Origin of the sequence: Prochlorococcus marinus str. MIT 0917 (assembly GCF_027359575.1) — a bacterium.
GTDB lineage: Bacteria > Cyanobacteriota > Cyanobacteriia > PCC-6307 > Cyanobiaceae > Prochlorococcus_B > Prochlorococcus_B marinus_D.
In genome coordinates this window covers 1,501,912-1,523,294 of sequence record NZ_CP114784.1, presented here as the reverse complement: position 1 = coordinate 1,523,294, position 21,383 = coordinate 1,501,912, and the positions used below count along the sequence as shown (strand labels likewise).

Here is a 21,383-nt window from a genome sequence, read left to right as displayed (position 1 = left end):
TTGATTAATTTGAGTAATTTGAGTAATTTGATTAATTTGAGTAATTTGAGTACTCACTCTATCCTTATTAAAACTTTTTTTGAGATAATTTTTATTTAATTCATAGAAATCTATCAATAGTTACTTGATTGAAGTCATCCAAGTTACTTATATCTTTTTATCCATTTCTTTAATAGTTAAAAAATTGGGCGAAGAAATCCCATTCAAAACTCGATAATTTTTTAAAAAATTGACTGAAACTGGACCCAAACCTCTAATACTATTCTTACGATTTCGCTTATAGAGTACTACTATTATACCACAGAAGCCTCTGATAGTAACGGGTTTGAGCGATTTTCGGGCACAAAAAACCCTTGCTTCTATATCACGGACAAAATAGTTCTGTTTTTCAACAAAGGGCAGAAAACAGTGACTTTTCCTGAATGATCCTGACTGCTACTGAATTCCCTATTTCACCAAAAAGGCAGTCATAGAAAAAAAAAGAGACCTTTTGAGGTCTCCTGAATTCTTCTGAATGTTTCTAAAAACTCCCCGGGCGGGATTCGAACCTGCGACCAATCGGTTAACAGCCGATCGCTCTACCGCTGAGCTACCGAGGATTACAACATTAAGAACTTACCCTTGCCAGCTACCTAAGGGCAAGTGATTTTAATTCTTGGAACACTTTTGGGCCAGAATTCCAATTGCCAACTCCTCCATTTTTAACAATTGCCGCCCCATCACAAAAATATAATTCTTCCAAACGATGAGTAACCCATATTGCTGTAATTGGATCAGCGGAGGAACTAGTCAATTTTTTTATCAGTTTTAAAATTGAATTTTGGCATTGAGGATCCAATAGAGCTGTAGGTTCATCAAGTAAAAGTAAATTTGAATTGCTAACAATTGCTCCAGCAAGAGCTAATCGCTGCTTTTGGCCACCACTTAAAGTATGAATAGGTCTGTCCAACATTTCCCCTAATTCAACCTTCTCAAGAGAGGATTGAATCAAATCCAATAGATTGCAGTGACGAGTAGTTTTAGGAGCACTAAGCATCAACTCACTTTTACAAGTTGGCATAAGCAATTGATGCTCTGGGTTTTGATAAACCATTGATGGTCTAAGAGAACAGAAAATTTTTCCGCTGTCAGGACGAATTACTCCACTGATCAAGCGAAACAAGGTGCTTTTACCGCTTCCATTTTCACCAACCAGCATCCATAAACCAGGTTTTAAAATTGAAAAAGAGCATTGATCAAAAACTTTGACTCCATTGGGCAAAGAAAAAGAAACTTTATCGAATTCCAAATAGCAAGACCTAATCGTTTCCAAAATTAAATCACTCCTATTTTTTCTTAATTCTGCAGTGAGAATCCAGGCCGTTTACTAGTACTACTACTAGTCTTTTCATAAATTTGTACAGCTGTAATTTCACTAACAAGAACAGTAATTCTTTTATCTTCGACTTTTTCACAAGTCAACTCTAAAAGCCTTTGATTACCTTTTTGAATAGCATCTACAACTTCGGAGTAAAGCCTTTTAGCATCTCCATGCTCTTTTCTCTGCACGACCAAAGGCATAGGACTTAATTTAATAGTAAGCTCGATACAATACACTTTTTTAGAAAACCCTTGTAACTAGATAATTCTTACAAATAAAAGCGGAAGAAGTGAAAAATATGTTAATAATAATATTTTATTTAATCATTACATGTATAAAGATCCCAAGCATTAGTTTTCTTAATTGCGTTGCATTTAGTTTGATTTTCTTCGTCAAAAGTTTTGATTCGTTTTCCTGCATACCAATTTAAACTTGGTCGCTCAAAACTATTTTTAATATAAATTTGTTGATCAGGGAAGTAAGATATAAATTCAGCAACAGGCCTTACATCCCAATTCTCATTTATTTCCCATAACCAAAATTTAGAGTTCACAAAAAAGAATAAACCAATCACTGTTCCACAAATTATTCCAATAAAACCAAGTTTTCTAATCTTTTCTCTTGAATCAGATAAGAGTAATCCCCCAATAAGCCAAGCCAAGCTAATAGAAAAGATTGCACCAAAGTAACCTTTTTCAAAGTTGATAATATTTAATTTAACTAATAAAGAAAAGGCAAATAAGCATAATCCAATTAAAGATAATAGATATGGAATTTTTCTTAATAATTGTCTGGCGAAAATATAATTATTATCTTTTCTTTGAATTAACCAAGATACTGGAGGTCCACATACTAAAGCAAAAGGCAACCAAAATGGATGGATGTACCAGGGAAGTTGCATTTTCAGAGGTAAAATGCTTCCCGCAATAATTATCTGAGTACTAAAAGCCCAAACGCCCCAACGAGTGTTAAGACACCAGCATGCCCACAAAAAACCTATTGGCCATACAAGAATCCAAGGCCACCCACCTTCAAATATTTCAATTATTGGTACCAGAACTCCTAGCTCACTACCTGAACCTTTTTCAAATAAAACTCTTCCTGCTCCATCGCCCCACCATAACCAGAAAGCTCCTGAACCATATGAAACGATATTCCATCCGTGCCAAGCTAAACCTGGAATTACTCCATAGAAGAACCAAGACCATGAAAGATTATCAAAATATTTTTTTGATTTATATTCCCAAATTAAAGGTAATAAAGATGCAAATAGTGCAGGAATAACTACAGGAGCTTTCAATAAAAGCATAAAACTACATGCAAATCCAGCTCCTAGAAAATTAAATTTAGTAGACTTATTATTTTTTATTGATGATAAGCAAAACCATAATAGTGCAATAGCACTAAGCTGAGTTCCATCCAACATTGCCATTCTTCCATATCTAATAATTGGCAATAAAGTCAATAAAATTGCAGATGTAGTAATACATGCTATTCGATCTTTAGGACGCAAATTCCACTGGATCAATCCACCCAATGGAACAACAAAAGTAGAAAAAAGTGCTGGGAAAAATCTTATACAAAACTCAGAAGGTAATAAATCAAAACTATTTTGAAAATCTCGACTAATTCCAATAGCAAACGATATTAACCAATGCAATCCAGGGGGTTTGTTCAAATAGGGCTTATCCCAGATAGAAGGAAGCAATCTTTCTAGTCCACTTTTTTGGTTTAATTCCAATGCAACTCGTGCAACAGTTGCTTCATCAAAATCTCTTAAAGGCAAATTTCCCAGAGAGACAAATGCAATCAAACAAGCTACGGTCCAAAAAAGAAGAATCCATAAAATTGGAGGCCTACAGTTTTGGGAAATGCTCTCGGTCAATATCAAAACATTATTCCATCTATTTATATCTCTAAAAGGCCAATAAAGCTTTTGAATTAAAAAATTTCAAGCATTATTAAAAAAGAATTGAATTATTAAATAACTTTTGCCTCGAACCTGATTCAAGTTTTTACAATAAGATCATGCCAATTGCTAATGACATAACTTCTTTAGTTGGCCAAACACCTATGGTCAAACTGAATAGATTACCTAATGAATTTAATTGCAAAGCAGAAGTTATAGCCAAATTAGAAAGTTTCAACCCCACAGCATCCGTAAAAGACCGTATAGCTGGCGCAATGGTGAAGTCAGCGGAAAAAGAGGGCACCATAAAACCTGGACAGACTGTTCTTATTGAACCAACTAGCGGAAATACTGGAATTGCATTGGCCATGGTTGCAGCAGCAAAAGGGTATAGGCTCATACTTACAATGCCTGACACGATGAGTACTGAGCGTCGCTCAATGTTAAGAGCATTTGGAGCAGAGCTTCAACTAACTCCAGGCAAAGAGGGAATCCAAGGAGCTATTGAGCTAGCAAAAGAATTGGTAGCATCTATACCTAATTCATATTTGCTTCAGCAATTCGATAATTCATCCAATCCAGAAATTCATGAAAAAACAACCGCTGAAGAAATTTGGGAAGATTGCGAAGGCAAACTTGATGCATTAATTGCTGGAGTAGGAACAGGAGGAACAATCACAGGTTGTGCCAGATTTTTAAAACAAAAAAATCCAAAGATCAAGGTTTTTGCGGTAGAGCCTTCATCAAGTCCTGTTTTGTCAGGAGGGAATCCTGGATCTCATGCGATTCAAGGCATTGGTGCTGGTTTCATTCCTAATGTATTAGATATGAATCAAATTGATGAGGTCATAAGAATCAAAGATAATGAAGCAATGGATATCGGCAGAAGACTTGCCAAAGAAGAGGGATTGCTCAGTGGTGTCAGCAGCGGCGCTGCAGTAGCCGCTGCTTTAAAAGTAGGAAATCAGCCTGAGTTTGCAAATAAGCGATTGGTTGTTATTTTGCCTAGTTTTGGTGAAAGATATCTCTCAACAACCATGTTTACTTCAATCCCTGCGAACCCAGTCAAAGGTAATGAGTACCTCTAACCAAGAAATAAATAATTCAACAATGCGAAAAGACCCATATCAAATATTGAAAGTTCATCCCAGCGCAAAACTAGAAGAGATTAAAAAAGCATATAGAAAACTTGTAAAAATACATCATCCCGATAAAGGAGGAGATTCAGCAATAATGCTCGAAGTAAACTCAGCATGGGAAACATTAAAGAAAACACATAAAGATCTTCACTTAAATAAAGTTAATGATTCAAAAGTTTATAAACAGAATGAATACAAAAGAGAAACTAATAATTACTCTAAGCCTGAAGACATCAAGAAATGGTTTCAAAGTATATACCTACCTATTGACAAGTTATTAGGACAAATAATTAATCCTTTAGGTTCAAAAATAAGAGAATTATCAGCTGATCCTTACGATCAACTATTAATGGATTCTTTCTGCCTATATCTGGAGGAAAGTAAAAACAAAATAACTAAAATTAAAAAAATTTATACATCTTTGGTAAGTCCGTCAATTATAAGAGATTTCAGCTTGGATCTCTATCATTGCTTATCTCATGTTGAGGATGCTCTAAATGAATTAGAGCTCTATACAATGGGCTATGTGGACAATTACCTCCATGATGGGAAAGCAATGATTGCTATTGCTAAGAAAAAAAGGAAATTTTTACAAAGCAATAAAAAAGAATGGCTTATCTTATAATTTCAATCTTTATTCATTTATTAATATAAAACTATATGATCAGAATTTATCCAAACATCAGGGACTGGTCTTCTCCACCTAACTTGACAATAATCACCTTTAATTAATAATACTTCTCCAGGCCCTTGAAAAATATATTCAGGTAATTCAATATCACTTGCTTTAGATTCTAAGCTATTAGAATATTTTTCACGATCAACTTTTACAAGATCTCCTTTCCTAAGTTTCTTTTGTATCTTTGGAGGTGATTTTGAATCATCTACTTTTCCGGTTTGTTCAGACATTTTCAATAATTAATAAAAAAGAATAACGACTTAATTCAACTATTCAAATGAAGAATAGCAGTAAAAACAAAATGGTAAAAATCATGTCATTAATTAATTGCAAATTCCATAACACAAATATTCTTAAGCGATCAACATCATAAGTTAATCAAAATCCCTCTAAGCTGATCAAATCTAATTAGAGAAATCATGAAATTACTACTTACTGGATGCACTGGTTTTATCGGAAGAGAATTAATTCCTTTGCTAATTAGAGAAGGACACAACCTCACAGTCATATCTAGACAATCCAAAGAAAAACTAATAGCCATAGCTAATGACCAAAGCATCAGTTTCATACAAATGAATCCAGCTGATTCCTTGTCTTGGGATAAAGAAGAAATTCAGACTTGTCTTAAAAGTTGTGAAGGAGTGATCAATCTCGCTGGCGAGCCTATTGCTGAAAAAAGATGGTCAACCGATCACTGTAAAGAAATTACTAATAGTCGCATAGAAACAACAAAGAATCTGATTAAAAACCTTCGAAATCTTAAAAAGCCCCCCAAAGTTCTTATAAATGCATCGGCAATTGGTTTTTATGGCTCACATCCTCAAACTGAATTCAATGAAGAAGATACTCAGGGCGACGATTTCCTAGCAAATCTCTGTAAAGAATGGGAATCTAGTGCCAAAAGCAAACCAAGATCGACTCGCCTTCTAATTGTAAGAATTGGCATCGTATTAGCAAAAGATGGCGGAGCACTAGGAAAAATGCTTCCTATTTTCAGAGCAGGTCTTGGAGGTCCTATAGGAGATGGAAAACAATGGATGAGCTGGATACACAGAACAGATCTTTGTAATCTTATTAACGAAAGTGTAAAGAATTCTGCTTGGTCTGGGGTCGTCAATGGGGTTGCACCAAACCCTGTACGAATGAATGAGTTCTCTAATTCACTTGGTCAATCACTTGGCAGACCTAGTCTTCTCGCAGTTCCTGGGCCGATATTGAAGTTAATTTTAGGAGATGGAGCTCGGGTGGTTTTAGAGGGACAAAATGTCAAACCTCAAAGGTTGAAAAAACTCAAATTTAAATTCAGTTTCCCCTCTATTAATGACGCTTTTAAAGCAATATTAGCTTAAAATTATTTGATAAGATCTAATTTGAAATCAAAGATCTAACCAATTTTTGATTTTAAGTAATGTTTTCCAATTAGGTTTCCTTGCAAGACCATCTTCAAATGATTCTTTTAATTCTTTTTCTAATTCAGGAAGAACGAACATAGCCCTTTTCACATAATCAATATGATCTCTAACTCCTTTAGAATTAGTCTCTAACAATGCAAGACTTAAATTTATTCTTGACTGTGGATCTTGACCGTTAAGTTTCACGGCATATCGCGCAGAGCGCAAGGCTTCCTGAGGCGAATCACATAACAACTGCAGCCAAGACAAGCATGTCCATGCAGCAGCATTATTTGGAGTGGTAGAAGTTATTTTCTGAAAATCTTCAATCAATTCATCTGCTGGTGTCCCAGCTTTATAGCGATTTAGGGCCTCTTCAAAAAGACTTTCCTCTGATTGATCCATTGTTAATTTTTAAATTCTTTTAGTTAAAGTTAAACTGCAAAGGAACTTCCACAGCCACAAGTTTGTGATGCATTGGGATTAGTAAAGTTAAAGCCTCCACCAATTAAATCTGTACTGAAATCTAACTGCATACCATATATATACAAAAGACTCTTAGGATCACAAATCACTTTAAAAGAGCTGCTACCCACTGAATATTCATAAACTTCATCATCTTTTTGAATATCATCAGCAGACACAAAGTCCATTGTGTAACTCATACCACTGCATCCTCCTGAACGCACTCCAACTCTCAATAATTTCCCTGAACCTTGTTCTTTGCAAAGTCTAGACAACTGATCCAATGCAGGAGTGGTAATAAGTACTCCCTTCCCATCTTGAGCTTTATGAGTTTCGGGGGGTGCGCTTGATTGACTCATTGTTTTTTCTGAACTTTAATAACACTCTATTAATTATATTCGATTTTAAAAGTGCCAAAAACGAGTTTTTATTCATAGAGTTAGTGTATCCATCTAATTAAACGAGTGAAAATCGCAATAATAGGTGCAGGTTTAGCAGGATTAACTGCTGCAGTTGACCTTGTTGATGAAGGACATGAGGTCGACCTATATGAGGCAAAACCATTTATTGGAGGTAAAGTTGGAAGCTGGGAAGATTCCGATGGCAATCATATAGAAATGGGCTTGCATGTGTTCTTTTTCAACTATGCCAATCTGTTTGCCTTAATGAGAAAAGTAGGGGCATTTGAAAATCTTTTACCAAAAGACCACACTCACCTTTTTGTTAACAAGGGCGGTGACATCAAGTCACTTGATTTTCGATTTTTTGCAGGAGCTCCTTTCAACGGTTTAAAAGCCTTCTTCACTACACCTCAATTAAATTGGATTGACAAACTAAGGAATGCTCTTGCTCTTGGAACAAGTCCAATTGTAAGAGGGCTTATTGACTATGAGGGGGCGATGAAAACAATACGCTCACTAGATTCCATAAGCTTTAAACAATGGTTCCTAAACCATGGAGGAAGCCTAAATAGTATCGAAAGGATGTGGAATCCTATTGCATATGCTCTGGGATTCATTGATTGCGAAGCTATTTCAGCAAGATGCATGCTTACCATCTTTATGATGTTCGCTTCAAAAACAGAGGCATCCAAGCTCAACCTATTGAAAGGCTCACCACACAAATGGCTCACGAAGCCAATACTCGATTACATTGAACAAAGAGGTGGAAAACTTCACTTAGAGAATATTGTTAAAGAAATTCATTCAGAGGATTCCGACCAACCATCCGTGACTGGATTAACTCTTCAAACTCCAGATGGTGAAAAACAAATTCACGTAGACAAATATTTAGCTGCTTGCGATGTATCAGGTATTAAAAGAATAATTCCTAGATCATGGAGACGTTTTAAAGAGTTTGACTCACTTTTCAATCTTGATGCTGTACCAGTGGCAACAGTACAACTTAGATACGATGGCTGGGTAACAGAGATTAATAATGAAAAAGCTCAAATAAATCTAAAAAGTCCATCTGGTTTAGACAATTTGCTATATACAGCCGATGCTGATTTTAGTTGTTTTGCTGATTTAGCCTTATCAAGCCCAGAAGATTATAAAAAAGATGGTCAGGGCTCACTACTTCAATGTGTGTTAACGCCTGGAGATCCCTGGATTACCAAGCCCTCAGATGAAATTGTAAAACATACTGATCTACAGGTCAGGACACTTTTCCCTTCTTCAAAAGGCTTGAATCTTTTATGGAGCAATGTGGTCAAAGTTTCTCATTCTCTCTACAGAGAGGCACCTGGAATGGAGCCATATAGACCAGATCAAAAAACCTCTTTTAGTAATTTCTTCTTGGCAGGCAGTTACACAAAACAGGATTACATTGACTCTATGGAAGGAGCAACAATGAGTGGTCATCTTGCTGCTTCAGCAATGCTCTCAAAGTCTGTTTCACTAGCAAAAAATTCTTCGGTTGCTTAAGAAATGGGAAAGTGGCTTGATCACACAGTGATAAGTGAAATTCATGCTCCAGTTGAACTTGTCTGGAAGTTTTGGAGTGATTTAGATTCGATGCCTTTGTGGATGACTTGGATTGAATCGGTTAAGACAGTCGATGAAAAAACCTCGACACTTCCTGATTTAACGGAGTGGACACTTGCAGCTAATGGCTTTCGTTTTAAATGGAAAGCTCAAATCACTGAAAGAGTAGAAGCAGAGAAATTGGAATGGAAATCAGTTGGTGGTTTACCTACCAAGGGTTCAGTACGCTTTTTTAATGAAGAGAGCGCTAAAACTGTGGTTAAATTAAAAATATCTTATGAATTACCTCAAGTTTTAGCAAATCTAATGAAAGCAAATATTCTTGGAGGAATGGTCACGAAAGAATTACAAAAAAATCTTGATGGATTTAAAGAACTTGTAGAAAAATCAGCATAAATTTAATTAAATTTTAGTTCCAAACAAGCTTTTAATAATCCATCTAGATCATGTGGTGAAGCCTCATTATCAGGTTTCCTAATTAGGTTGTTACAGCTAATAGTTGTTTGGGGTCCAATCGAAACAAGTTTAATCCTTTCGATTAATGTCAACCAATTTTCACCAAAGTATTTTTTAAATAAGCTGACAGTATTTTTTACTGTTTTACCACTAGTAAAAGCAATAATATCTATTTCCCCACTATTCAAAGCCTCTATAGTCTTTTGAGGCATATCTTTAGGACAAGAAGATTCATAAGCAGCTACTTCAGTAACTTCTGCTCCTTTTAATTTAAAAGAGTCAGATAATATTGATCTACCTCCAGTTTGTACTCTCGGAATAAATAGTTTTAAACCTTTTTTATTCTGAGGGAAATATTCAACCAGGCTGTCTGCAACAAAACTAGGAGGAACAAAACTAATCTTTGCATCAATATCTGATAACAAAGAAGCTGTTTTTCTACCGACAGCAGCAATTTGAATAGTCTTGGAAATTTTCGATAAAGATAATCCTATTTCTTTAAGTCTATCTTCAACATTTCTAACACCATTTGCGCTAGAAAAAATGATCCAGTCAAAGGTCGCAATTTCCTTTAAGGCATCATCTAAAGGGGCCCAGTCATCTGGAGGTCCAATCACTAATGAAGGAAGATCGAACACCTCAGCTCCATTTTCTCGAAAGATCTTACGAGCCTCTGAAGTCTGTTCTTGGGCACGAGTAATAATTATCTTCTTGTCGGTTAAAGCCATTTCTATATGCTTCTTTCTAGGAAGTCTAGAGAATCACTATGCAATTATTTAAACAATGATAAGGTTTTTCTTGAGTACTAGATTCTCTATTAAACAATTTTCAATCAGTAAATTCTTTACTTGATTTTTTATCAACTTCCTTTTGAACTATTTTTGATTGCAAAATACGACTTAAAATTTGAGTTTGTGCTTCCTCTATTTGACTAGGACTATAAGCTAAAGGGATAGAGTCATGAATAGTTTTCTTTAATTTATCATATAAATATGGACATCCATATATAATAATTCCTGATAATCTTTCCTCAATTTCTAAATTTTTTATAGCTTCTATCCAATGATCGTTATGATATTCTGATCCTATAAATGGTTTACCTCTTACAAAAAGCTGAATAAGAATTTTACTCTTACGAAATTGCCCTAATTCTAAAAATCTTTTATTACTATCTTGCCATGGGCTGATGCCAAGTGGATGTATAATTAAATTCCTAAAGCCTACTGCCTTAGGTAAATTTAATGCAGGTAAAAATTTATTAGATACTTGATCAAAATTATCAATCTGTATAAGATTAATATCATTAACTTTAGCTTTTATAGTACTTTCTCCTCTGACAAAAATTGAATGTTTTATTATAGAATTACTAAATCTATAAGCATCAACTAAAAATTTATTCTTAACATCTTCATACCTAAATTCTTCTTGTGCTAAATCATTTTCATTACCAATTAAATCAAGTTGTTTTTTTCTTCTTTCTCTAGATATATGTAACCTTTCTAAAGAAATTTTTTCTGAATAAAAAGCATCAGTTAGAGAATCAATTGCCTCATCAATATCTTTTGGCATCATAATCAAATCAATTCCTGCTTCAAAAGCCATAACTGCAGATATACCACTACTGTATTTATTAGATATTGCATTCATAACCAAGGCATCGCTGACAACTAAACCATCGTATTTTAATTTAATACGTAACAAATCAGTAACCAATCTTTTTGAAAGTGTTGCAGGATAAATAGGATCAATTTTTGACAAAAGTAAATGCCCGATCATGATACTATTGACTCCTTGATTGATTAAAGATCTAAAGGGAATTAACTCAAATTTCTCTAATTCAGATAAGTCATTCTGTATTTCTGGAAGATCCAAGTGAGAGTCAATTTCGGAATTGCCATGCCCAGGAAAATGTTTTGCGCAAGTAAGCATTTGTGATCTAGAAACACCCCTATGGAAAGCACAAGTTAACCTGTTGACTGGTTCAGTTTCTTCTCCCCAAGCTCTTAGATTTATAACCGGGTTATTTGAATTGTTATTGATATCACAGACTGGTGCTAATAGCCAATTCAAACCAATATATTTTGCTTCCTTGCCAGTAAAATACCCGATTTTCTCAGCAATAGAAATTGCTAAATTATGATCTTTTTTATAAATCTGAGCGATACCCATTGGAGGAATAAACTTTGTTCCTCCATAAAATCGTTGTCCAACACCTTCCTCAATGTCAGCACATAAGAGAAGAGGTTTACCCGACCATTTTTTTAAGACATTGCAACGAATTTCTAATTCTTTTACAGTTCCTCCTAAAAAAATAACTCCACCAACACCTTCTTCTAAAAGTCTCTTAAGATTTGAATTAGATTCTTCTAAGTTGGGATATAAACGTTGCGAATCAAGATTAAATCCACTTGCTCTTACTATAAATAATTCAGCAACTTGTCTTCTAAGATCAGATTTATTCATCAAAAGTATTGATTGATCTATAAATCTTTACGTATATCTTTACTTTTACGTTCAAGTTCTAATGAATTGAGAAGATCTAAAACTGCAGGACCTTTTGTCATACCTTTATCAATCTTAAAAACAAGCTCAGGAGATCGTCTCATTTGAAGCCTTCGAGCAAGCTCAGCACGAACAAATCCCTTTGCCTCCTCTAAACCAAGTAATACTTCGGATTTTTTTTTCTCTTCTCCAAAAAGACTTACAAAAATTTTTGCATGCTGTAAGTCACCTGAGACCTCAACAGAGGTAATGGTAATCATAGCCTGATGAATTCTTTCATCTCTGACGCCATTAACTAAAAGTTCACTAACTTCTCTTTTGAGTAAAGCTGCTAATTTGTCTACTCTTCTTGAATTAGCCATATCTAAGTAATTGGTACAGGGAAAGCCATAGCCTTTAATAAGAAAATTATTGTCAGAAGTCCACTTACCAACGCCCCAACAAGAGCAATCGCTGTGATCGGATTACTACCTCGTTTAATTAATGGAGAAATTGCAGAGGTAAAAACCCCCAAAACTATTGTGATGAGATATTTGGGATATCTAGAAACATTAGAAAAAAACTCACCCATTTTTTCACCAACAAAAGACTGAATTAATAGCTACTCTGCTAACCATTTGAAGGAAAATAAAATGTTGGAACTTCATCAATTTAGGCACTCACCTTATTGCTTGAAAGTAAGAATGGCTTTGGCTGCAAAAAAGCTTGAATATAGAACCGTTGAGATAACTCCAGCCATAGGGCAAATAGATATCTTTCAAAAAACAGGACAAAAAAAATTACCCGTACTTTTTGACAAGGAAACAACAGTCCATGAATCAAGTTCAATAATACGACACTTAGAGAAAATTGAAATAGAACCAAAATTAATTCCAGAGTGTCTAAAGGAAGCTTCACAGGCTCAAATAATTGAAAATTGGGCAGATACAACTTTGGCAAAATCTATAAAAATTGTCTTTTTGGAAGAGCTTACGAAGAATCCAATATTGATTTCCTCTTTATTCACCAACGAAATCTCAGATTCTATGCAAAAACTTATTTTTAATATTCCTACTAAGATTGCCAGTCGGATTTCTGGATTAACAAACCAGAAAGAGAAAGAATCTCTAAAATTAAATCTAAAATATCTATCAAATTTAATTGATCAAGAAAACTTTCTTATTGGAAATAATCTTTCTGTTGCTGATATTGCTGTAGCATCACACTTATCACTACTCAAATTTCCAAATTCATCTGGAAAAAATCTAACAGGCAAAGGTTGTTCTTTATATATAAATGATCCAAGTCTTCAAATTCTTTTCAACTGGAGAGACTTAATTGAAGATCAATTAGAAAAAACTAATCATCATTAGTTTTTCTAAGTATTAATTTAGATTTCTCTATTTTAATCGGCAAAGAAATCATATTTTGCCCAGGTTGATTATAAATAGACTGAAATTGTTCTCCACAAATATTAAAATCACTCAGATTCATGTCATCATTTTGATTAGATCCACATTTTTTAAATTCAGTTAATGTTTCGACCTGACTAACCCTGCTAAATACTGGAGTATGCAAAATTTGTAACATTAATTCATCAGTAATAAAAATATTATTGTCTATTTTTTCTTGAAGTCTTCCTATGATTTTTGTCTCTAAATACCTATCTTCAGTTAATTTTGCGAACTGACGATTAGGAGATTTAGGATCATTCTTTACTGATAAAAAACCACCAGTTTTTGTGCTTAAAGCATAAGACTTCGTATTGTATTCACGGTCAGCAATTAAATCACCAGAGGTATTGTGAATAAATTTAGCTGAATGAAAAATAGGTTTTTGATTCTGATCACTTTCTATTTGACTAGTAACATCCCATACACCTTCAAACCAATCAGGGTAAATCAAATCATCTTTTAATCCTGGGCGTTTCATGGAAGAAGGAACGCGCCAATTAGGCCAGATTAATTTGCGTTCGGAAAGCTTAGATGGTTGAAAATCATTTATTTGCAGAATACTTTCAGCTAGTGCAGTACCTGTGTAAGTAAAAATAATTAAAATAGAAATCAAAGAAAAGAAAAATTTCTGTCTCATGTCTGATCCGCTAATTAGAGAAATGGATAATTATGTTGTTTTGGTTCCTGGTGAAAGTGAACAATTCCTGGATAAAGAACAAACACTTTTATGGTTGCAATCTTGGTTAAATAAATTCGATTCATTACCATTAGATCTAAAATGTAAGTCTTCAATAGCAGAAGCTGCGCAACATTTGCTTGATACAGCCTGCGACCTAGAAATCAAAGCAGGTTTTATAATTCAGTGGTACGCCGTTCGGCTTGAGTCTCCGGGTCAATAAGGATGCTTGGTAAATGTTCAGCAATCATAGTTGCGACCTCATTTGGAGATTGATCCTCAACTTCTATTCTCAAATCTGACTCTGAATATATTGGTTTTCTACTTTCATAAATCTGACTAAAATCCTCAGCCAAATCATCCCCAATTAATAAAGGGCGTTTCTTGTTATCACTTTCTAATCGTTTAATTGAACGTTTTAAATCAAGATCTAACCAAATAACTATTCCTTGATGAAGAATACCCCAGTTTTCAGGCAAGGTAACTAAACCACCTCCAGTAGCAATTACAAGAGAATGATGTTGACTAATTTCTTTTAAAACTTTTTTTTCAACATCCCTAAAGACTTTTTCTCCATCTTTTTCAAAAATAGATGAGATAGATTGCTTAGAAGCTTTTTCTATAACATCATCAGTATCAACAAAAGCATAATTGATCATTTTTGCTAGAACTGGCCCAGCTTGACTTTTGCCAGAACCCATCATTCCTATCAAAAATATATTTCGACCACCTAACTTTTCTTTAAGAGATTCAAGGGTTGATTGGACAGCCATAAAGACAGAAGTAACTAAAAGTTATTAAGATGTGTTTTGATGTGAAAAATTTATGGAAGCACTCACATCTAGTTTCCCTCACGGAGAGGGTAGAAGCTGTGTAATCACAAGGCGAGCCTGCTTTAGCGCAAGCCACCTTTATAGGCTTCCTGAATTATCTGATGATGATAATTCAGCTTTGTTTGGCCCATGCTCAATAGCTCCTGGCCACGGACATAATTACGAGTTAATCGTAACCATGGAAGGAGATCTTAATAAATATGGCATGGTCTTAAACCTTTCAGATGTAAAACATGCCATAAAAAATGAAGTAACAAGTCAACTCGACTTTCGTTTTTTAAATGACACATGGCCAGAGTTTGACCTTTCTAAGCCCGAAGGTTGCCTTCCCACAACTGAAAGTTTAGTTCGTATTATATGGGAGCGCCTTAAATCTCACTTACCTCTAAAATCTCTTCGCCTTTACGAAAACCCAAAACTTTGGGCTGACTATCTAGGAAATGCTATGGATGCTTATTTAACAGTTCAAACACACTTTTCAGCTGCACATCGCTTGGCTAGAGAAGACCTACCCCAAACCGAAAACGAAAAAATATTCGGAAAATGTGCTCGACCTAATGGACATGGTCATAATTACTTAGTAGATATAACTGTCAAAGGAAAGATTAATCCTAGAACAGGAATGATATGTGACTTATCAGCATTAAATAGTTTAATAAATGATTTAGTTGTAGAGCCTTTTGATCATACCTTTTTAAATAAAGATATTCCTTATTTTGCAAATTGTGTACCTACAGCTGAAAATATTGCATTACACATTTCAGATAAATTAACTAATCCAATTAATGCAATTGGGGCTAATTTATATAAGATAAAACTACAGGAGAGTCCAAATAATGCGGCTGAAGTTTATGCAAACGTACCTGAATCAAAGATCGATACTAAGGACTCAAAAAATCAGGTTGGTTTGCTTAGATAATTGAAAAAAAAATGGGTTAAATTAGTTTTAGCTTCTAGTATTGATGGGCGTATCGCATATCCAGAAGGAGGTAAAACACAATTAGGTCAGTCTGGAGATCGTTTAGTTTTAGAAGAATCACTTGCTTGGTCAGATGGGATTTTAATGGGAGGGCAAACGCTGAGAGATCATCAATCAATTTGTGAAATTAAAAACAAAAGCTTATTAAAGAAAAGAACTTCAGAAGGAAAGAATGAACAGCCAATTGCTCTTATAGCCAGCAATCAAATAGATTTTCCAGAAAATTGGCTTTTTTTTAAACAACCTCTTCAAAAATGGTTGATCCAAGCACAAGATAAGAACAATGAGATCATGCTTCCTAATGGATTCGATAAGAAAATAAATTTAAAAATCACTTGGCGTGATTCTCTTGATGATTTGTATAAAGAAGGAATAGCGAAAATTGTATTACTAGGAGGCGCAAATCTTATTTCAGCTTTTCTTTTAGAGGATCTAATAGATGAATTACAAATCACCATTACACCTCTTCTTATAGGAGGAGATTACTGTTGGGTTTCATCTGAAGTAAGAAACTTAAATACAATCATGAATAAAAAAAATGACTGGATTCTAAAAGAAAGTAAAAAGCTCGGAAATAATGAATTACTTATAAGATATTTTAGAAATAATTTATCCTGAATATAGATTTAGTATCAAATAAATGAACAATTTAAAAATCAAATGGCATGAATCAATCCAAGAAATTCCTAAAATTATTTGGAATAATTTCTTAAAAGAAAATTCAACTCCTTTTTATAAATGGGATTGGTTAAATGCATTAGAAAGATCAAAAAGTGTCAGTAAAAGATATGGATGGCAACCATTATTTCTCTCTGCGTGGAGTGAAAATGATTTAATTGCATGTGCACCTCTCTATCTTAAATCTCATAGTTATGGTGAATTTATTTTTGATAATGCCTTTGTCCAACTAGCTCAAGATATGGGACTTCAATATTATCCAAAACTAATAGGAATGAGTCCATTAAGTCCAATAGAAGGTTATCGCTTTCTTTTTGCAGAAGGAGTTAATGATATAGACCTCACACAAATATTATTCTCTGAAATTGATAGTTTTGCCAAACAAAATGGAATTCTCAGTTGTAATTTTTTATATGTAGATCCCAAATGGATGAAAGTAGCTGAATCTCTAAATTGCGCGAAGTGGGTCAATCAACAAAGTTTGTTGAAATTAAATCAAGAAAAAAGTTTTTCTGATTTTTTAAAAAAATTTAATTCCAATCAACGTAGAAATATTAAGAGAGAAAGAGAAAGCATAAAAAAATGTGGAGTAAAAGTTGAACCTCTTAGTGGATCTCAAATCAATACAATGAATTTAAAAAAAATGCATTATTTTTATGAGCTTCATTGTTCAAGATGGGGAGTATGGGGAAGTAAATACCTCACTGAATCATTTTTCACTGAACTTACATCAACAGAACTCAAAGAAAATATTGTTTTATTTGATGCAAAAGAAGAAGTAATTGATAAAACAATTGGCATGTCATTATGCGTGAAAAGCGAAAATATGCTTTGGGGACGATATTGGGGAGCAGAAAAAAATATAGCTAATTTACATTTTGAAGCTTGTTATTACTCCCCGATTGAGTGGGGCATAGCGAATAAAATAAAATATTTTGATCCTGGAGCGGGCGGTAGTCACAAAAAACGAAGAGGTTTTATTGCTAAACCCAATGCAAGTCTTCATAGATGGTACAACTTACCTATGGACTCATTAATAAGAGAATGGCTACCAAAAGCAAATAAGTTAATGCTTGATCAAATAAACGCTACAAATAATGAAGTGCCTTTTAAGTTTGAAGAGCCAAAACTATCAAATACATAGTAACTTCAGACAAATTATAGACTTAATCTCAATGACAGATAACAATTTACTAGATTCTCCCGAGAACAATAAATCACTTTCCACCGAGAAAGATGCAGTTGAATCTAATGAAGAGAAACCTTTCTTTGCTAAAGGGATTTTTAGTTATAAAGATAAAGGGACTCAAGGTGTTATTACTCTTTTTGGCTATGAACTAACAGCACCGGCAGGACTGAAAAATCCTGGTGTTGTTTATTTATCTTTTATTTTTGTCAACCTACTTATATTTTTAATCCTGAAAAGCTTTATTTCAGGATAAATTTTTTAAAAGGACTTTAAAATTTAATGCCAAAAAAACAAATGACTTTTGTATCTTCTTTTTAATTTGTAAATTAAAGAAATGAAAAATCTAGAACCTCAAGAAGACTTAATTAACTCAATAAAGCTTTTAGACGATAAACTATCCAAGCGGCAAATAAAGCTTGACCCAAAAGGTTATTTCTTAATAAAAATTGAACCAACAACGAATGAGTTAATACTTGAACATTATTTAAATGATATTGATCAAAAAGGTCGCGCTATTGATCCAGAGTCCGGTGAAACAATTGGTTGTAAAACAAAAAGTAGAAATCAACCAAGCAATATTTATAGAGGAAAGAGTGCTAAGCAATTAGGTATTCAAATCTCCGAGGGGCATGGTCCATTCCCAATCAGTCATTTAGATCATGCCATTTACATTGGTCGTGAATTACAAAGAGCAGAGCAATGCCTGATAGACGGGAAACAATATATTCAAGATTAAAATTCATAAATTCAAAAGATAAAGCACTGATGTTCTATTATTAGTTGAGAAATTAAAATCAAATGGGAATTCTATTTTACTTAGTTTTTGTTGGCGCAGGACTTTCTGCAGCATTCTTGATTCAAAAAGCTCTGAAAGCTATTAAATTGATCTGAATAAATAAATCAGTATTATTAGTATTAGATTAGTTTAAGAGGTTTATATTTAATACCCAGTCAGATATCTAAATGGTTCTTAAAATATAAAGAACATTGAAAAAGATTGAGATTATTCAACCTTTAAATGAATTATTCATTAGAATAATATATAAATTTATTTATTCATAATTCACTTTCATGGGATCTTCAAGACTAAAAAGTCGACGACGCCAAGATCTGGGTTCTAAATGGGCGAGAGTTGCAATAGCTATATTATCAACAGTTGGAGTGATTGATACAGGATCAATAACATTGAACAAATGGGGATTCATAGGAAATTTAAACTGTCCAGGCGGATTAGGGGGTTGCGATAAAGTTTTAAATAGCCCTTGGGGGACTTTAATTCAAACAAATAATTATTCTATTCCATTATCTTTATTAGGTTTAATAAGTTATTTTTTAATATTATCAATGGCAATATTCCCGTTAATACCTATTCTCAAAAACCAAAAAAATAATGTATCAAAAATTGCATGGTGGGGGTCTTTTTATATATCTACATCGACTTTTATTTTTAGCTTAATTTTAATTTCAATTATGATATTTAAAATTAAAGCTTTCTGTTTTTTCTGTCTTCTTTCTTGTCTTATATCACTTTCACTTCTACTATTAAATATGTTTGGAGGCGGATGGGAAGATTATGGAAAGTTATTTTTCAGAGGTTTTATTGTGTCAGTAGCAGTTCTTTTAGCAGGATTGATATGGTCATCATCAGTTGATCCATCTTCCAAGGAAGTTTCAAATAATATCCAAGGTATGCCACCTGCGGTAATCGCCATAAGTTCTACTGAAAAAATAAAACTCGCTGAGCATCTAACAAAAGAAGGAGCTGTAATGTATAACGCCTATTGGTGTCCCCATTGTCATGATCAAAAAGAAATGTTCGGGAAAGAAGCTGCAGAAAAATTAAATTTAGTTGAATGTGCCAAAGATGGTTTTAATAACAAAAGAGAACTTTGCGAAGCTAAAGGAATAACAGGTTTCCCTTCTTGGGAAATTAATGGTTCAATTGATTCAGGAGTTAAAAGCCTAGAAGAATTAGCTGAAATTAGCAATTATAAAAACTCTAAAGATTTTTAAGTAAATCAGCATTTGCCACCAATAGGTCTTGTATGAATATTTTTTCCTTTTATTTGACGAGTATGACATTGCCAAAAAGGAACGGAAGTAGGGAAATCATCTCTAAAGTGACCTCCTCTACTCTCTTCACGAAACAAACAAGCCTCCAACATAAGCAAACTTGACATTTGTCGATTACTCAAATCAAGCAGCAAATTCAGGTCTCTTCTGGCAATTTCATCGAATTTATTAATTTTATATTTTGACTGAGAAAAAACCAATTTTAATAAGGGCTCGTTTAAAAGATTTTGATAATCTCGTTTAACTTTTGTAAGAGCAGAGCTCATCCCTTTCCTGGATCTATCAACTCCAGCTTCACTCCAACATAATTGTCTAAGTTTTTCAATTTCTTTTGATAAATACTTAGTTCCTTTATCCTTAGAGAAGCGAAGATTAGATTTGTTAAAACTTAAATTTTTTCCTGAGATATCGGAAGTTTTGAAATCATTTAATTGAATATTTCGCATTTGATTTGCAAAAACCAAACATTCCATTAATGAATTGCTTGCAAGTCTATTTGCACCATGCAGACCAGTACATGCAACCTCACCTATTGCAAAAAGTCCTTTGATATTCGTTTGTGCCTTCAAATTGGTAGCGACACCACCCATCCAATAATGGGCAGATGGAGCTACGGGTATTAATTCTTTTAAAGGTTCTAAACCAAGCTCTCTACACCTTTGAAAAATTGATGGAAAGCGCGCTTCTATATCCTCAAAAGCGATGGATTTGACATCAAGACCAATGTGATCAACTTTTTGCTTTTGCATTGCTTTAAACAATGCCCGGCTGACTTGATCTCTTGATGCCAGATCTTTCCCTTCAAGGTGAGCTACGGGGCTCTCTCCAAGAGAATCCACTAAAACTGCACCCTCTCCCCTTAAAGCTTCCGAAATCAAAAATGAGGGCGCATCATCCAATTTTAGAGCAGTTGGATGAAACTGAAAGAATTCGAGATCTTCTATGAAAGCCCCAGCTCTCCAAGCTAAGGCAATTCCCTCACCTGCTGCTTGAGCTGGATTTGTGGTATTGGCAAACAAATGTCCACCTCCTCCCGTAGCTAAAACTACTGCCTTTGCTTTTATCCAACGCAAAGCTGGTCCATCTAGAACTTGTACACCTAAACATCTTCCTCTTTCAACCCAAATCTGAGTAACTCTTATTCCTCTTTGATGCAACACATTATCTCTTTGATCAACTTGCTCATTAAGAACATCTACCAATGCCTTTCCAGTTCTATCTTTCACGTGAAGTACTCTTCTATGAGTATGAGCAGCCTCAAGAGTTGTAGATAAGTTTCCAGAATTTCTATCAAATTCCATTCCTAGTTTCAAAAGTCTATCTACTAATTTCGGAGCACTCTCAACAAACATCTGAACAGCTTCATAATCACATAGTCCAGCCCCAGCTTTTATGGTATCCAGAGCATGAATATCCTCGCTATCTTCGATTCTCGTAACAGCAGCCATTCCTCCTTGTGCCCATCTACTGGAAGAACGCTTACTAGTATTGCGATTTAACAGTAAAGTTTTGAGATTTGATGGCAATTCAAGAGAAGACATTAAGCCCGCAGCTCCTGCTCCAATAACAATTACATCCCAACTTGTTGAGTAAATTTCATTTTTATTAAAGCCAGTATTTAATTCCATAAAATATT

The 21,383-nt window shown here is 34.2% G+C and carries 27 protein-coding genes and 1 tRNA gene; 14 read left to right on the top strand and 14 right to left on the bottom strand.

Annotated features, from left to right (window positions below):
- Positions 1-527: 527 nt before the first annotated feature.
- From O5637_RS08510 to O5637_RS08495, 4 genes are all read right to left on the bottom strand, one after another.
- Positions 528-599: transfer RNA gene (locus tag O5637_RS08510), tRNA-Asn, on the bottom strand.
- Between the two features lie 29 nt (positions 600-628).
- Positions 629-1,288, bottom strand: a complete 660-nt coding sequence (locus O5637_RS08505) for an ABC transporter ATP-binding protein (protein ID WP_269604207.1) — start codon at positions 1,286-1,288, stop codon at positions 629-631.
- A gap of 47 nt (positions 1,289-1,335) precedes the next feature.
- A complete protein-coding gene (locus tag O5637_RS08500) occupies positions 1,336-1,596 on the bottom strand; it encodes a hypothetical protein (protein WP_269604206.1) in 261 nt (86 codons plus the stop codon).
- A gap of 83 nt (positions 1,597-1,679) precedes the next feature.
- Positions 1,680-3,245: an ArnT family glycosyltransferase gene (locus O5637_RS08495; RefSeq protein ID WP_269604204.1), complete on the bottom strand. Its 1,566-nt coding sequence runs from the start codon at positions 3,243-3,245 to the stop codon at positions 1,680-1,682.
- A 143-nt stretch (positions 3,246-3,388) separates the two neighbouring features.
- Between O5637_RS08495 and cysK the strand changes: the two genes are divergently transcribed.
- Both cysK and O5637_RS08485 read left to right on the top strand, forming a co-directional pair.
- Positions 3,389-4,357: a cysteine synthase A gene (gene cysK / locus O5637_RS08490; RefSeq protein WP_269604202.1), complete on the top strand. Its 969-nt coding sequence runs from the start codon at positions 3,389-3,391 to the stop codon at positions 4,355-4,357.
- Complete coding sequence (locus tag O5637_RS08485) at positions 4,344-5,033, top strand: J domain-containing protein (protein WP_269604200.1); 690 nt, start codon at positions 4,344-4,346, stop codon at positions 5,031-5,033. Before cysK ends, O5637_RS08485 begins: the two co-directional genes overlap by 14 nt.
- A 20-nt stretch (positions 5,034-5,053) precedes the next feature.
- On the opposite strand, the gene O5637_RS08480 is transcribed toward O5637_RS08485, so the two are convergent.
- Positions 5,054-5,317 carry an NAD(P)H-quinone oxidoreductase subunit O gene (locus tag O5637_RS08480; protein ID WP_269604199.1) on the bottom strand — a complete coding sequence of 88 codons (264 nt, stop codon included), beginning with the start codon at positions 5,315-5,317 and terminating at the stop codon, positions 5,054-5,056.
- A 189-nt stretch (positions 5,318-5,506) separates the two neighbouring features.
- Here O5637_RS08480 and O5637_RS08475 point away from each other — a divergent pair, with 189 nt between their 5' ends.
- Positions 5,507-6,436, top strand: coding sequence for a TIGR01777 family oxidoreductase (locus O5637_RS08475; protein WP_269604197.1), 930 nt, complete (start codon positions 5,507-5,509; stop codon positions 6,434-6,436).
- 27 nt (positions 6,437-6,463) lie between these two features.
- On the opposite strand, the gene O5637_RS08470 is transcribed toward O5637_RS08475, so the two are convergent.
- A complete protein-coding gene (locus O5637_RS08470) occupies positions 6,464-6,883 on the bottom strand; it encodes a tetratricopeptide repeat protein (RefSeq protein ID WP_269604195.1) in 420 nt (139 codons plus the stop codon).
- A gap of 29 nt (positions 6,884-6,912) precedes the next feature.
- Positions 6,913-7,302: a HesB/IscA family protein gene (locus O5637_RS08465; protein ID WP_269604193.1), complete on the bottom strand. Its 390-nt coding sequence runs from the start codon at positions 7,300-7,302 to the stop codon at positions 6,913-6,915.
- Between the two features lie 105 nt (positions 7,303-7,407).
- On the opposite strand from O5637_RS08465, the gene zds reads away from it, so the two are divergent.
- Entirely contained in the window at positions 7,408-8,868 is a 1,461-nt protein-coding gene (zds, locus tag O5637_RS08460) for a 9,9'-di-cis-zeta-carotene desaturase (RefSeq protein ID WP_269604191.1), read from the top strand.
- A gap of 3 nt (positions 8,869-8,871) precedes the next feature.
- Entirely contained in the window at positions 8,872-9,324 is a 453-nt protein-coding gene (locus O5637_RS08455; RefSeq protein ID WP_269604189.1) for an SRPBCC family protein, read from the top strand.
- Between the two features lie 2 nt (positions 9,325-9,326).
- Here O5637_RS08455 and O5637_RS08450 read toward each other — a convergent pair whose 3' ends face one another.
- From O5637_RS08450 to O5637_RS08435, 4 genes are all read right to left on the bottom strand, one after another.
- Entirely contained in the window at positions 9,327-10,112 is a 786-nt protein-coding gene (locus O5637_RS08450) for a uroporphyrinogen-III synthase (RefSeq protein ID WP_269604187.1), read from the bottom strand.
- A gap of 100 nt (positions 10,113-10,212) precedes the next feature.
- Positions 10,213-11,847, bottom strand: a complete 1,635-nt coding sequence (locus tag O5637_RS08445; protein WP_269604185.1) for a glycoside hydrolase family 3 N-terminal domain-containing protein — start codon at positions 11,845-11,847, stop codon at positions 10,213-10,215.
- Between the two features lie 17 nt (positions 11,848-11,864).
- Positions 11,865-12,248 carry a 30S ribosome-binding factor RbfA gene (rbfA, locus tag O5637_RS08440; protein WP_269604183.1) on the bottom strand — a complete coding sequence of 128 codons (384 nt, stop codon included), beginning with the start codon at positions 12,246-12,248 and terminating at the stop codon, positions 11,865-11,867.
- Positions 12,249-12,250: 2 nt separating this feature from the next.
- Positions 12,251-12,457, bottom strand: coding sequence for a DUF751 family protein (locus O5637_RS08435; protein ID WP_269604181.1), 207 nt, complete (start codon positions 12,455-12,457; stop codon positions 12,251-12,253).
- 61 nt (positions 12,458-12,518) lie between these two features.
- On the opposite strand from O5637_RS08435, the gene O5637_RS08430 reads away from it, so the two are divergent.
- Entirely contained in the window at positions 12,519-13,238 is a 720-nt protein-coding gene (locus O5637_RS08430; RefSeq protein ID WP_269604179.1) for a glutathione S-transferase family protein, read from the top strand.
- On the opposite strand, the gene O5637_RS08425 is transcribed toward O5637_RS08430, so the two are convergent.
- A complete protein-coding gene (locus O5637_RS08425) occupies positions 13,225-13,956 on the bottom strand; it encodes a DUF6816 family protein (RefSeq protein WP_269604177.1) in 732 nt (243 codons plus the stop codon). The genes O5637_RS08430 and O5637_RS08425 overlap by 14 nt on opposite strands.
- On the opposite strand from O5637_RS08425, the gene O5637_RS08420 reads away from it, so the two are divergent.
- Positions 13,955-14,218, top strand: coding sequence for a chlororespiratory reduction protein 7 (locus O5637_RS08420; protein ID WP_269604176.1), 264 nt, complete (start codon positions 13,955-13,957; stop codon positions 14,216-14,218). The two genes, O5637_RS08425 and O5637_RS08420, sit on opposite strands and share 2 nt — an antisense overlap.
- Here the strand turns inward: O5637_RS08420 and O5637_RS08415 are convergent.
- Positions 14,172-14,768, bottom strand: coding sequence for a shikimate kinase (locus tag O5637_RS08415; RefSeq protein ID WP_269604174.1), 597 nt, complete (start codon positions 14,766-14,768; stop codon positions 14,172-14,174). The genes O5637_RS08420 and O5637_RS08415 overlap by 47 nt on opposite strands.
- Before the next feature lie 52 nt (positions 14,769-14,820).
- Between O5637_RS08415 and O5637_RS08410 the strand changes: the two genes are divergently transcribed.
- The 7 genes from O5637_RS08410 (at position 14,821) to O5637_RS08380 (ending at position 19,687) form a co-directional block, all read left to right on the top strand.
- Positions 14,821-15,747 (top strand): 6-pyruvoyl trahydropterin synthase family protein, encoded by a 927-nt coding sequence (locus O5637_RS08410; protein ID WP_269604172.1) that lies wholly within the window; start codon positions 14,821-14,823, stop codon positions 15,745-15,747.
- On the top strand, positions 15,748-16,425 hold the full coding sequence (locus tag O5637_RS08405) for a RibD family protein (protein WP_269604171.1): 678 nt from the start codon (positions 15,748-15,750) through the stop codon (positions 16,423-16,425).
- A gap of 22 nt (positions 16,426-16,447) precedes the next feature.
- On the top strand, positions 16,448-17,629 hold the full coding sequence (locus O5637_RS08400; protein WP_269604169.1) for a GNAT family N-acetyltransferase: 1,182 nt from the start codon (positions 16,448-16,450) through the stop codon (positions 17,627-17,629).
- Between the two features lie 31 nt (positions 17,630-17,660).
- Complete coding sequence (locus O5637_RS08395) at positions 17,661-17,927, top strand: hypothetical protein (RefSeq protein WP_269604167.1); 267 nt, start codon at positions 17,661-17,663, stop codon at positions 17,925-17,927.
- An 81-nt stretch (positions 17,928-18,008) separates the two neighbouring features.
- Positions 18,009-18,410, top strand: a complete 402-nt coding sequence (locus O5637_RS08390; RefSeq protein WP_269604165.1) for a DUF4346 domain-containing protein — start codon at positions 18,009-18,011, stop codon at positions 18,408-18,410.
- Between the two features lie 62 nt (positions 18,411-18,472).
- Complete coding sequence (petL, locus tag O5637_RS08385; RefSeq protein WP_011294102.1) at positions 18,473-18,565, top strand: cytochrome b6-f complex subunit PetL; 93 nt, start codon at positions 18,473-18,475, stop codon at positions 18,563-18,565.
- A gap of 180 nt (positions 18,566-18,745) precedes the next feature.
- The gene (locus O5637_RS08380) at positions 18,746-19,687 is read left to right on the top strand and encodes a vitamin K epoxide reductase family protein (protein WP_269604163.1); all 942 of its coding nucleotides are present in this window, start codon (positions 18,746-18,748) and stop codon (positions 19,685-19,687) included.
- Positions 19,688-19,692: 5 nt separating this feature from the next.
- On the opposite strand, the gene nadB is transcribed toward O5637_RS08380, so the two are convergent.
- Positions 19,693-21,375 carry an L-aspartate oxidase gene (gene nadB, locus O5637_RS08375; RefSeq protein WP_269604161.1) on the bottom strand — a complete coding sequence of 561 codons (1,683 nt, stop codon included), beginning with the start codon at positions 21,373-21,375 and terminating at the stop codon, positions 19,693-19,695.
- Positions 21,376-21,383 lie beyond the last annotated feature (8 nt).

Excerpts from the sequence above, each read along its gene's own strand:
- cysK (WP_269604202.1), top strand. The coding sequence starts at position 3,389 with ATGCCAATTGCTAATGACATAACTTCTTTAGTTGGCCAAACACCTATG.
- O5637_RS08420 (WP_269604176.1), top strand. The coding sequence starts at position 13,955 with ATGTCTGATCCGCTAATTAGAGAAATGGATAATTATGTTGTTTTGGTT.
- O5637_RS08395 (WP_269604167.1), top strand. The coding sequence starts at position 17,661 with ATGACAGATAACAATTTACTAGATTCTCCCGAGAACAATAAATCACTT.
- O5637_RS08485 (WP_269604200.1), top strand. The coding sequence starts at position 4,344 with ATGAGTACCTCTAACCAAGAAATAAATAATTCAACAATGCGAAAAGAC.
- O5637_RS08480 (WP_269604199.1), bottom strand. The coding sequence starts at position 5,317 with ATGTCTGAACAAACCGGAAAAGTAGATGATTCAAAATCACCTCCAAAG.
- O5637_RS08470 (WP_269604195.1), bottom strand. The coding sequence starts at position 6,883 with ATGGATCAATCAGAGGAAAGTCTTTTTGAAGAGGCCCTAAATCGCTAT.
- O5637_RS08450 (WP_269604187.1), bottom strand. The coding sequence starts at position 10,112 with ATGGCTTTAACCGACAAGAAGATAATTATTACTCGTGCCCAAGAACAG.
- O5637_RS08465 (WP_269604193.1), bottom strand. The coding sequence starts at position 7,302 with ATGAGTCAATCAAGCGCACCCCCCGAAACTCATAAAGCTCAAGATGGG.
- petL (WP_011294102.1), top strand. The coding sequence starts at position 18,473 with ATGGGAATTCTATTTTACTTAGTTTTTGTTGGCGCAGGACTTTCTGCA.
- O5637_RS08445 (WP_269604185.1), bottom strand. The coding sequence starts at position 11,847 with ATGAATAAATCTGATCTTAGAAGACAAGTTGCTGAATTATTTATAGTA.
- O5637_RS08380 (WP_269604163.1), top strand. The coding sequence starts at position 18,746 with ATGGGATCTTCAAGACTAAAAAGTCGACGACGCCAAGATCTGGGTTCT.
- O5637_RS08415 (WP_269604174.1), bottom strand. The coding sequence starts at position 14,768 with ATGGCTGTCCAATCAACCCTTGAATCTCTTAAAGAAAAGTTAGGTGGT.
- O5637_RS08410 (WP_269604172.1), top strand. The coding sequence starts at position 14,821 with ATGGAAGCACTCACATCTAGTTTCCCTCACGGAGAGGGTAGAAGCTGT.
- O5637_RS08475 (WP_269604197.1), top strand. The coding sequence starts at position 5,507 with ATGAAATTACTACTTACTGGATGCACTGGTTTTATCGGAAGAGAATTA.
- O5637_RS08430 (WP_269604179.1), top strand. The coding sequence starts at position 12,519 with ATGTTGGAACTTCATCAATTTAGGCACTCACCTTATTGCTTGAAAGTA.
- O5637_RS08455 (WP_269604189.1), top strand. The coding sequence starts at position 8,872 with ATGGGAAAGTGGCTTGATCACACAGTGATAAGTGAAATTCATGCTCCA.
- nadB (WP_269604161.1), bottom strand. The coding sequence starts at position 21,375 with ATGGAATTAAATACTGGCTTTAATAAAAATGAAATTTACTCAACAAGT.
- O5637_RS08425 (WP_269604177.1), bottom strand. The coding sequence starts at position 13,956 with ATGAGACAGAAATTTTTCTTTTCTTTGATTTCTATTTTAATTATTTTT.
- O5637_RS08390 (WP_269604165.1), top strand. The coding sequence starts at position 18,009 with ATGAAAAATCTAGAACCTCAAGAAGACTTAATTAACTCAATAAAGCTT.
- O5637_RS08400 (WP_269604169.1), top strand. The coding sequence starts at position 16,448 with ATGAACAATTTAAAAATCAAATGGCATGAATCAATCCAAGAAATTCCT.
- O5637_RS08435 (WP_269604181.1), bottom strand. The coding sequence starts at position 12,457 with ATGGGTGAGTTTTTTTCTAATGTTTCTAGATATCCCAAATATCTCATC.
- rbfA (WP_269604183.1), bottom strand. The coding sequence starts at position 12,248 with ATGGCTAATTCAAGAAGAGTAGACAAATTAGCAGCTTTACTCAAAAGA.